We start from the raw sequence: 8,688 nt of genomic DNA, 5'->3' as shown, positions 1-8,688 counted from the left end.
CATACCTTTGCAGGAGCTGCCGAAGGCTGCGATCTTTTGATCTTGTCTTTTCAATAACACAAACAAAAACGCCCCGACCAAAGTCGGGGCGTTTTCATGTGCAGCTAAGGCTTAGCGCGGGAATGCTGGCGGGTTTACACCGGCCATGTCTTCCATCACGCGAACCACCTGGCAGCTGTAACCGAACTCGTTGTCGTACCAAACGTACAGAACAACGCGGTTGTCCTGGGTGATGGTCGCTTCAGCGTCCACAACGCCAGCGTGGCGCGAGCCAACGAAGTCGGTGGAAACCACTTCCTGGGAGCTCACGTAGTCGATCTGCTTGTGCAGATCCGAGTGCATGGCCATCTGGCGCAGGTACTCGTTGATCTCTTCGCGAGTGGTGGCCTTTTCCAGGTTCAGGTTCAGGATGGCCATCGACACGTTCGGCGTAGGAACGCGAATCGCGTTGCCGGTCAGCTTGCCCTTGAGCACTGGCAGCGCCTTGGCGGCTGCGGTGGCGGCACCGGTCTCGGTGATTACCATGTTCAGCGGCGCGGCGCGGCCACGACGGCTGCCCTTGTGGAAGTTGTCGATCAGGTTCTGGTCGTTGGTGAACGAGTGAACGGTTTCGACGTGGCCGTTGACGATGCCGTACTTGTCGTTGACTGCCTTGAGCACCGGCACGATGGCGTTGGTGGTGCAGGAAGCCGCCGAGATGATCTTGTCGTCAGGGGTGATCTCGCCATGGTTGATGCCATGCACGATGTTCTTCAGCGCGCCCTTGCCAGGTGCGGTGAGGATCACGCGGGCAGCGCCCGGGCAGGCGAGGTGCTGGCCCAGGCCATCGGCGTCACGCCATACACCGGTGTTGTCGACGATCAGAGCGTTTTCGATGCCGTACTGGGTGTAGTCGACTTCGGCCGGGCTCTTGGCGTAGATCACCTGAATCAGGTTGCCGTTGGCGGTGATGGTGTTGTTGGCTTCATCAATGGTGATGGTGCCATCGAACGGACCATGAACCGAGTCACGACGCAACAGGCTGGCACGCTTGACCAGGTCGTTCTCGGCGCCCTTGCGGACGACGATGGCGCGCAGACGCAGGCCGTCGCCACCACCGGTTTTCTCGATCAGGATGCGCGCCAGCAGACGGCCGATACGACCGAAGCCGTAGAGGACAACGTCGGTGCCTTTGCGGGCGGAAGCGTTCTGCTGGCCAACCACGTCGGCCAGTTCTTCACGGACGAACTGCTCGGCAGTACGGCCATTGCCTTCGGCCTTGAATTTGGCCGCCAGCTTGCCCAGGTCCACCGAAGCGGCGCCGAGCTTGAGTTCGCTCATCGCCTTGATCAGCGGGAATGTTTCGTGGACGGACAGCTCGCTTTCGTCGGACTGACGGTGACGAGCAAAGCGGTGAGCTTTGAGAATCGCAATGACTGAACGATTGATCAGGCTGCGGCCATAGATCGAGCTCACCACGTTGTTATTGCGGTAGAGCTGACCGATAAGCGGAATCATCGCTTCTGCGAGTGCTTCACGGTCGATCCATTCACCAAGACACTGGTCGGGCTTCTGAGTCACGGGAACCTTCCACATGTAGGGGCAGAAAAAAGGGGCTACATTATGCCGCTCTGTTCCTCTTGTAGCAATGCGCGCCTGTCGTGCGATCCGTAACAAATTCCTGTTCAAAAAATTTACGCTGCGCTAAAGCCCAGTAAAACCGGGGCTTTCAGCACAGTCAATTTTTTGGAGACAACGCTACCTTGTCCGTAACCCTCCGTAACACTCGCTGGTTTTACCACTACATATTCGGTATTTATCAGCAAAAAACCGCGGTTTTTTGTCTTTACCACTACATTTCGCCAAACCTGCGTAATAGACGCAGTCAGCAACTGACAGGCGGCACCCGGGGCCGCTACAATTACCGACTTTGTCGCAACGCTTGGAGCTCAACCTTCCGTGCCTGTTCTGCGTCTACCGCATCTCCCTGCCGCGGCAGGTAAACAGCATTGGGGCAACCTGCCCGGTGCCGCCCTGAGCCTCGCCATTGCCGAGGCCGCCAGCGCTGCCAAGCGCTTTACGCTGCTGCTTACAGCCGATAGCCAAAGTGCCGAACGGCTGGAACAGGAGCTGAGTTTCTTCGCCCCGGATTTGCCGGTGTTGCATTTCCCCGACTGGGAAACCCTGCCCTACGATCTGTTCTCGCCGCACCAGGACATCATTTCCCAGCGCATCGCCAGTCTGTATCGGCTGCCGGAACTGAGCCATGGCGTGCTGGTGGTGCCGATCACCACCGCCCTGCATCGCCTCGCACCGACCAAATTCCTGCTCGGCAGCAGCCTGGTGCTGGATGTCGGCCAGAAGCTCGACGTCGAGCAAATGCGCACCCGGCTTGAAGCCACCGGTTACCGCTATGTCGATACCGTTTACGAACACGGCGAATTCACCGTGCGCGGGTCGCTGATCGACCTCTTCCCGATGGGCAGCAAACTGCCGTATCGCATCGACCTGTTCGACGACGAAATCGAAACCCTGCGCACCTTCGATCCGGAAAACCAGCGCTCCATCGACAAGGTCGACTCGGTCAAGCTGCTACCGGCGAAGGAATTTCCCCTGCAAAAAGAAGCGGTCACTCGCTTCAAGGCACGGTTTCGCGAGCGCTTCGACGTGGATTTCCGCCGCTGCCCGATTTTCCAGGATTTGAGCAGCGGGATTACCCCGGCCGGTATCGAGTACTACCTGCCGCTGTTCTTCGAGGAAACTTCCACGCTGTTCGATTACCTGCCCCAGGACACGCAGGTGTTCTCGCTGCCCGGCATCGAACAGGCGGCGGAAAACTTCTGGAACGATGTGCGTAATCGCTATGAAGAACGCCGCGTCGACCCGTCCCGTCCTTTATTACCACCCGCCGAACTGTTCCTTCCGGTGGAAGACTGCTTCGCACGCCTGAAGAACTGGCCGCGCGTGGTAGCTAGCCAACAGGATGTAGAAAGCGGTGGTGGTCGCGAGCGCTTCCCCGCGCGTGAGTTGCCGAACCTGGCGATTGAAGCCAAGGCCACGCAGCCGTTGGCGGCGCTGGCGGATTTCCTCGATCAGTTCCCCGGCCGCGTGCTGTTTACCGCCGAGTCCGCGGGCCGTCGCGAAGTGCTGCTGGAATTGCTGGAGCGCCTGAAGCTACGGCCAAAATCCGTCGACAGTTGGCCGGATTTCGTCGCTGGCAAAGAACGCCTGGCGATCACCATCGCGCCGCTGGATGAAGGTTTGTTGCTTGACGACCCAGCCCTGGCGCTGGTTGCCGAAAGCCCGCTGTTCGGTCAACGCGTGATGCAACGCCGTCGCCGCGAAAAACGCGCCGATGCCAACAACGATGCAGTCATCAAGAACCTCACCGAACTGCGCGAAGGCGCGCCGGTGGTGCATATCGATCACGGTGTCGGCCGCTACCTCGGTCTCGCTACGCTGGAAATCGACAACCAGGCCGCCGAGTTCCTCGCGCTGGAATATGCCGAGGGCGCCAAACTTTACGTGCCGGTGGCCAACCTGCATTTGATCGCCCGTTACACCGGCAGCGACGACGCGCTGGCCCCACTGCACCGTCTCGGCTCCGAGACCTGGCAGAAAGCCAAGCGCAAAGCTGCCGAACAGGTGCGTGACGTGGCTGCCGAGTTGCTCGACATCTATGCCCGCCGCGCCGCCCGTGAAGGTTATGCCTTCGCCGACCCGAAAGCCGACTACGCCACGTTCAGTGCCGGCTTCCCGTTCGAAGAAACCCCCGACCAGCAAACCACCATCGAAGCCGTGCGCGAAGACATGCTTGCGCCCAAACCGATGGATCGACTGGTGTGCGGTGACGTGGGCTTCGGTAAGACCGAAGTGGCGATGCGCGCCGCGTTCATCGCGGTTCACGGCGGTCGCCAAGTGGCGATTCTGGTGCCGACCACCCTGCTTGCCCAGCAGCACTACAACAGTTTCCGCGACCGCTTTGCCGATTGGCCGGTCACCGTGGAAGTGATGAGCCGCTTCAAGTCGACCAAGGAAGTCAACGCGGCGGTCGCGGATCTGGCCGAAGGCAAGATCGACATCGTCATCGGCACGCACAAGCTGCTGCAGGACGACGTAAAAATCAAAAACCTCGGCCTCGTCATCATCGACGAAGAACACCGTTTCGGTGTGCGCCAGAAGGAACAGCTCAAGGCGCTGCGCAGTGAAGTCGACATTCTCACGCTGACCGCCACGCCGATCCCGCGCACGCTGAACATGGCAGTGTCGGGCATGCGCGACCTGTCGATCATCGCCACGCCACCGGCCCGTCGCCTGTCAGTCCGCACCTTCGTCATGGAGCAGAACAAGAGCACGGTCAAAGAGGCCCTGCTGCGTGAGCTGCTGCGTGGCGGTCAGGTCTACTACCTGCATAATGACGTGAAGACCATCGAGAAATGCGCCGCTGACCTCGCCGAGCTGGTGCCTGAAGCACGGATCGGCATCGGCCACGGACAGATGCGCGAACGCGATCTCGAACAGGTGATGAGCGACTTCTACCACAAGCGCTTCAACGTGCTGATTGCCTCGACCATCATCGAGACCGGCATCGACGTGCCGAGCGCCAACACCATCATCATCGAGCGCGCTGACAAGTTCGGCCTGGCGCAACTGCACCAGTTGCGCGGCCGCGTTGGACGCAGTCACCACCAGGCGTATGCCTACCTGCTGACGCCGCCGCGCCAGCAAATCACCCCGGACGCGGAAAAGCGTCTGGAAGCGATTGCCAATACCCAGAACCTCGGCGCGGGCTTCGTGCTCGCCACCAACGACCTGGAAATCCGCGGCGCTGGCGAACTGCTTGGCGATGGTCAGAGCGGGCAGATCCAGGCGGTCGGCTTCACGCTGTACATGGAAATGCTCGAACGCGCGGTGAAGTCGATCCGCAAGGGCGAACAGCCGAACCTCGATCAGCCGCTGGGCGGTGGTCCGGAAGTCAACCTGCGCGTACCGGCGTTGATTCCCGAAGACTATCTGCCGGACGTTCACGCCCGCCTGATTCTCTACAAGCGCATCGCCTCGGCCACCGACGAAGAAGGCCTCAAGGATTTGCAGGTAGAGATGATTGATCGTTTCGGCCTGTTGCCGGAGCCGACCAAGAACCTGATGCGCATCACCGCCCTGAAATTGCAGGCCGAGTTGTTGGGCATCAAGAAAGTCGATGGCGGCCCGCAGGGCGGACGAATCGAGTTCGCGGCGCAAACACCGGTCGACCCGCTGACCCTGATCAAACTGATCCAGAGCCAGCCAAAACGCTACAAATTCGAAGGCGCGACGATGTTTAAATTCCAGGTCCCGATGGAACGCCCGGAAGAGCGCTTTAATACTGTAGAGGCGCTGTTCGAGCGCCTCATCCCGAAAACTGCTTGAAGGACGCCGCATGCGCCTGTTTCGCTCACTGACCTTGCTGACAACGTTAATCACAGCGCTGGTCGCACCCACGGCGTTTGCCGATGACCTGTATCAGATTGAAATGATTCTGGTGCGGCAGAATGCCGTGCCGGCGATTGACAGCCGCGCAGCGCCGGAAGACTGGGATGCCGGTGCTCAACGCATCAACCCCGACAGCTTTCGCACGCCAAGCCTGAACCCTGAAGTGGAAAAGCTTACCGCCAGCAACGACTACACCGTGTTGCTGCACAAGGCCTGGCAGCAGAACCTTGGCGAGGAAGCGACCAAAGTTGCGATCAGCGACGGCAAGGAGCAGTTCGGCCAGTTTCCGATTGAAGGCACCCTCAGTGTCAAACTGGGGCGCTTCACCGATGTTGACGCCGACTTCTGGGTCAACCAGTTCAACTCCGATGGCCTCGTGACCGCCAGCGAACGCCTGAAACAGGAAAGCCACACCAAAAACGGTCAGCTGAACTTCCTCGACGCCGGCCATCTCGGCCTGCTGATCAAGATCACTTCATTGACGGCGCCCGCCCCACGGGAAGCCCCTGAAGTGGTCCCAGACTGATCGAAGCCTCCATGTCCGCGACCCTGAGCAAACCCCTGGCACCTTCCTGGGTCAGCCGATTCAAGGAACAGAGCCTGGAGCGCGGCCGTCGCTACGCACTGGAAAACCGCGTCAGGATCGTCGAGGCCGGCGACGCCACGATCATCGCCGCTTGCGAGGGATCTGGCGGTAACGTTTACCGTCAGACCATTCGCTTGCGCGAGTCAGCCAAAGGCACTTTGCTGATGGTCGATGCCACATGCTCCTGCCCCGTCCACAGCAACTGCAAACATTGCGCGGCGGTATTGCTGCAAGTGCAGGAAACACTCAACTACCCCGCCGCCGCCAAAGACGCCGAGCTGCTGGAAAAACTCCAGGCCGTGCTGGAGAACCGTAGCCCGAAAGCTCCGCCGCAAGTGCTGGTGGATAACGTGCAACCGGTACCGCGCCTGTGGCTGGCGAGCATTGAATTCAGTGCTTTCGAACCGCGCAACGGGCGGATGCAGCGTTACATCCAGCATCGCGCGGCGCTGTCCTTCAGCTATCTGGACGAGTACGTTTCCGGACAGAAAAACACCGACATCCTGATCCGCCAGGAAACACAGACGTTACGGATAAAACGTCATCCGGAAGTGGAACAGTCCTACCGGGAACAGCTACGAATCCTCGGTTTCAAAATCGCCACCCGGCAAAGCAAAGCCCTGCCGGAAAGCGCTGGCGAACTGTTCGAGATGGTCAATGACAGTGCCTGGCTGACCTTCACCCTCAATGAATTGCCGAAGCTGCGCACCCAGGGCTGGGAATTGCAAATCAACGAGGATTTCGGTTTCGACCTGACGGCGGTGGACGACTGGTACGCCACGGTCGAACAGGCGCCGGAACGTGACTGGTTCGACCTGGAATTGGGGATTATCGTCAACGGCGAGCGGCTAAGCCTGTTGCCCATCCTGCTGAACCTGATGCGCTCGCACACCGAAATTCTCAACCCGGAACGCCTGGCCCGACGTCGCGATGACGAGCTGATTCTGGTCAACATTCCCAACCGCCCGAACTCCGAGTACGGCCCCTTGCAAGTCGCCCTGCCCTTCGGCCGTTTGAAGCCGGTACTGGCAACACTCGGCGATTTCTATCTGCAGGGGCCCGGCGAAACCGTACTGCGCCTGAGCAAGGCCGACGCCACGCGCCTGAACCCGCTGGAAGACTTACCGCTGCTTTGGGAGGGTGGAGAACAGATCCGCACCTTTGCCCAACGCCTGCGCGACATCAAGGACTACACCGCCGTCGCACCGGAAGGCCTGAACGCAACGTTGCGCCCATATCAACTTGAAGGTTTGAGCTGGATGCAGTCGCTGCGTCAACTGGAGGTTGGCGGGATTCTCGCGGATGACATGGGCCTGGGCAAAACCTTGCAAACCCTGGCGCATGTGCTCACCGAGAAAATCGCCGGTCGCCTCGACCGCCCGTGCATGGTGGTAATGCCGACCAGCCTGATACCCAACTGGCTGGATGAGGCGGCGCACTTCACGCCGCAGCTCAAAGTATTGGCGTTGTACGGCGCGAGCCGCAAAAAGCATTTCGATAAGCTGGCGGATTACGACCTGATCCTGACCACTTATGCGTTGCTGCCCAAGGATGTCGAACGCCTGGCGGCGCAGCCGTTGCACGTTCTGGTGCTGGACGAAGCGCAGTACATCAAGAATCCGAACAGCAAGGCCGCGCAGGCCGCCCGTGAGTTGAATGCCCGCCAGCGCTTGTGCCTGAGCGGCACGCCTTTGGAAAACCACTTGGGCGAGTTGTGGTCGCTGTTTCACTTTTTGCTGCCGGGTTGGCTCGGCGATGTGAAAAGCTTCAACCGCGATTACCGCGTGCCGATTGAAAAGCGCACCAGCGAAGTAAGACTTCAGCACCTCAACGGTCGGATCAAACCTTTCCTGCTACGCCGGACCAAGGAGCAGGTGGCCACCGAACTGCCGCCGAAAACCGAAATCATCCACTGGGTAGAGCTCAACGAAGCCCAGCGTGACGTATACGAAACCATGCGCCTGGCCATGGACAAGAAAGTCCGCGACGAGATCACCCGCAAAGGCGTGGCCCGCAGCCAGATCATCATTCTTGAAGCACTGCTGAAACTGCGTCAGGTGTGCTGCGATTTGCGCCTGGTCAACGATGCCAACCTGCCGGCTCGCGGCAGCACCTCGGGCAAGCTCGACAGCCTGATGGAAATGCTCGAAGAGTTGTTCGAAGAAGGCCGACGGATCCTGCTGTTCTCGCAATTCACCTCAATGCTGTCATTGATCGAAGACGAACTGAAAAAACGCGGTGTGGCCTATGCGCTGCTGACCGGACAGACCCGCGATCGCCGTACACCCGTGAGGGATTTCCAGAGCGGCAAGCGTCAGATTTTTCTCATCAGCCTGAAGGCCGGTGGCGTCGGCCTGAACCTGACGGAAGCAGACACCGTGATTCATTACGACCCGTGGTGGAACCCGGCGACGGAGAATCAGGCGACCGACCGTGCTTATCGCATTGGCCAAGAGAAGCCGGTGTTCGTCTACAAACTGATTGCGCGTGGCACGGTGGAAGAGAAGATTCAGCATTTGCAGAAAGAGAAATCCGACCTTGCGGCGGGCGTGCTGGACGGGCGTCAGGCTGGGGACTGGAAATTGCAGAATGATGATATCGAGGCGTTGTTTGCGCCGTTGCCGGATAAGTTGGAGAAGCGCTGAGATGTG

4 protein-coding genes are annotated in these 8,688 nt (G+C 59.7%); 3 read left to right on the top strand and 1 reads right to left on the bottom strand.

What is annotated here, in order from left to right; translation table 11 throughout:
* Positions 1-111 precede the first annotated feature (111 nt).
* Entirely contained in the window at positions 112-1,575 is a 1,464-nt protein-coding gene (locus ACW9JC_RS05975) for a glyceraldehyde-3-phosphate dehydrogenase (protein ID WP_056722011.1), read from the bottom strand.
* Positions 1,576-1,938: 363 nt separating this feature from the next.
* Here ACW9JC_RS05975 and mfd point away from each other — a divergent pair, with 363 nt between their 5' ends.
* The 3 genes from mfd to ACW9JC_RS05960 are packed head-to-tail and all read left to right on the top strand — an operon-like array spanning position 1,939 to position 8,682.
* Positions 1,939-5,388 carry a transcription-repair coupling factor gene (mfd, locus tag ACW9JC_RS05970; protein WP_457454150.1) on the top strand — a complete coding sequence of 1,150 codons (3,450 nt, stop codon included), beginning with the start codon at positions 1,939-1,941 and terminating at the stop codon, positions 5,386-5,388.
* A gap of 10 nt (positions 5,389-5,398) precedes the next feature.
* A complete protein-coding gene (locus tag ACW9JC_RS05965; protein ID WP_338585643.1) occupies positions 5,399-5,977 on the top strand; it encodes a CsiV family protein in 579 nt (192 codons plus the stop codon).
* A gap of 11 nt (positions 5,978-5,988) precedes the next feature.
* Complete coding sequence (locus ACW9JC_RS05960) at positions 5,989-8,682, top strand: SNF2-related protein (protein ID WP_457454149.1); 2,694 nt, start codon at positions 5,989-5,991, stop codon at positions 8,680-8,682.
* The last annotated feature ends 6 nt before the right edge of the window (positions 8,683-8,688 follow it).

This window comes from Pseudomonas sp. SDO5591_S426, assembly GCF_054070755.1.
Note: the sequence above shows the minus strand (reverse complement) of the source record. Positions and strands in the feature narration are given on the sequence as shown.

What these genes read in the sequence shown, in the direction of transcription:
- ACW9JC_RS05965 (WP_338585643.1), top strand. Translation starts at nt 5,399, where the DNA reads ATGCGCCTGTTTCGCTCACTGACCTTGCTGACAACGTTAATCACAGCG.
- ACW9JC_RS05960 (WP_457454149.1), top strand. Translation starts at nt 5,989, where the DNA reads ATGTCCGCGACCCTGAGCAAACCCCTGGCACCTTCCTGGGTCAGCCGA.
- ACW9JC_RS05975 (WP_056722011.1), bottom strand. Translation starts at nt 1,575, where the DNA reads ATGTGGAAGGTTCCCGTGACTCAGAAGCCCGACCAGTGTCTTGGTGAA.